Consider the following 1,744-nt stretch of genomic DNA (forward strand, 5'->3'; position numbering starts at 1 on the left):
AAGTCAGAGCCGGTCGCCGTTATAGAAGGTGACCAGCAGACAACCAACGACGCCGAGCGCATACGCGCCACTGGCGCACCGGCCATTCAGGTTAACACCGGCAAGGGCTGCCATCTCGACGCCTCGATGGTCGCCCGCGCACTGGAACGGCTTGAGCTGCATTCCGGCGGTTATCTGTTCATCGAGAATGTCGGGAACCTCGTTTGCCCGGCCGGCTTTGATCTGGGTGAAGCGCACAAGGTGGTTATCCTTTCAGTGACCGAAGGCGAGGACAAGCCGCTCAAATATCCCGACATGTTCCACGCAGCGGATCTTATGCTGCTGACCAAGACAGACCTGCTGCCGCACCTCGAATTTGATGTCGAAACTTGCCTTGCCAACGCCCGCAAGATCAACCCGCGCATTCGCATTCTGGCGCTCTCGTCGCGGACCGGCGAAGGCATGGCGGCTTGGTTGTCTTGGCTCAATGCGGCACGACACGTCGCGCTCACCGGCTCGCCAGCGCTTGCCGAAACTGCCGGAAAGGGTGCCTGACATGTGCCTCGCCCTGCCAGCCAGAATCGTTGCACTGCATGAAGCGTGCATGGCCACTGTCTCGCTTGAAGGTATTCGCAAAACCATCTCGCTGGCCCTTATCGATCATGCCGAGATTGGCGATTATGTGCTCGTCCATGTCGGCTATGCGCTGCACAAGGTCAGCGAAGAAGAGGCGGCGCGTACCCTTCAACTGATGGCGGACAGCGGCATTCTCGCCGAAGAAATCGCGGAGATGGCGTGATGAAATATGTCGATGAATTTCGCGACGGGGCACTTGCCGAGACGATTGCCGCCGCCATTTTGCGCGAGGCGGAACCTGGGCGTGACTATCATTTCATGGAGTTTTGCGGCGGGCATACGCATGCAATTTTTCGCTACGGCGTTCAGGATCTGATGCCCGAGAATGTACATTTCGTCCACGGTCCCGGCTGCCCGGTTTGCGTGCTGCCGGTCAACCGGCTCGATGATGCAGTGGAACTTGCGGAGAAGTACGGAGTCATCCTGTGCTCCTATGGGGATATGATGCGCGTGCCGGGCACCAAGCAGCGCTCGCTTATCCGCGCCAAGGCGGATGGCGCGGACATTCGCATGGTGTATTCCACGCTCGACGCTCTAAAAATTGCCCGCGACAATCCGGATCGCCAAGTGGTGTTTTTCGCCATTGGATTCGAGACAACAACCCCGCCGACCGCCGTCGCCATCCTTCAGGCGAGGAGCGAGGGCCTTACCAACTTCGCTGTGTTCTGTAACCACGTGCTTACCCCTGCGGCCATCACCCACATTCTGGATTCGCCGGAGGTGCGTGATCTGGGCATTGTCAAAATCGACGGCTTTCTCGGACCCTCGCACGTCTCCTCGGTGATCGGTTCTGCGCCTTATGATTATTTCGCTGAAGAGTTCGCCCGTCCGGTTGTGATTGCAGGCTTTGAGCCGCTTGATGTCATGCAATCGACGCTCATGCTTATCCGCCAGGTCAATGATGGCCGCCATGAAGTTGAGAATGAATACGCCCGCGTTGTTACCGCTGAGGGCAACCTAAAGGCCCAGAAACTTGTCAGCGATGTGCTGGAACTGCGCCAATCATTCGAGTGGCGTGGACTAGGCACTGTGCCCTATTCAGCCCTGCGCATTCGTGACGAGTTCGCCGATTTTGATGCCGAGAAACGTTTCCCGCTGTCAGCGAAGGTGGCGCGCGAGGTCAAATCTT

General features: G+C 58.1%; 3 protein-coding genes. All 3 read left to right on the forward strand.

Annotation, left to right across the window (positions count from 1 at the left end):
- The coding region (gene hypB / locus A3AY_RS36700) for a hydrogenase nickel incorporation protein HypB (RefSeq protein WP_018329727.1) at positions 1-534 on the forward strand (534 nt) is incomplete at its 5' end.
- A 1-nt stretch (position 535) separates the two neighbouring features.
- On the forward strand, positions 536-778 hold the full coding sequence (locus A3AY_RS0131890) for a HypC/HybG/HupF family hydrogenase formation chaperone (protein ID WP_018329728.1): 243 nt from the start codon (positions 536-538) through the stop codon (positions 776-778).
- Positions 778-1,744, forward strand: a 967-nt coding sequence (gene hypD / locus A3AY_RS0131895) for a hydrogenase formation protein HypD (RefSeq protein WP_018329729.1), incomplete at its 3' end; no start/stop codon positions are given. The genes A3AY_RS0131890 and hypD, both read left to right, overlap by 1 nt.

Origin of the sequence: Rhizobium giardinii bv. giardinii H152 (assembly GCF_000379605.1) — a bacterium.
Classification (GTDB): domain Bacteria; phylum Pseudomonadota; class Alphaproteobacteria; order Rhizobiales; family Rhizobiaceae; genus Pararhizobium; species Pararhizobium giardinii.